The organism is Tritonibacter sp. SIMBA_163 (assembly GCF_046535935.1).
Classification (GTDB): Bacteria; Pseudomonadota; Alphaproteobacteria; order Rhodobacterales; family Rhodobacteraceae; genus Epibacterium; species Epibacterium scottomollicae.
In genome coordinates this window covers 1-228 of record NZ_JAWJBP010001568.1, presented here as the reverse complement: position 1 = coordinate 228, position 228 = coordinate 1, and the positions used below count along the sequence as shown (strand labels likewise).

Below are 228 nucleotides of genomic sequence, written 5' to 3'. Positions count from 1 at the left end.
CAGAGCCGCGCATCAGAACTTGAAACCCAGTACGGCGCCAATATCCCGCGCTCGGTTATTCTCGGCACTTGTGCAACTGAAGGCCATCACATTTACCGCAACAGCTATGGGTCGGGCGGGCGTCTGATACAGGACGTGTTCGTGCTGTCGAGCTTCCGCATTACGGCTGTTCCGCGTGTTCGATACAATGGCCAATGGCGCATCTTGAGCCAGCAGGACGCTAACGGC

Annotated in this window: 1 protein-coding gene; it reads left to right on the top strand. The window is 57.5% G+C overall.

Going from position 1 to position 228, the window contains the following annotated elements:
- Positions 1 to 228, top strand: a 228-nt coding sequence (locus R0J92_RS27540; protein WP_411054014.1) for a hypothetical protein, incomplete at both ends; no start/stop codon positions are given.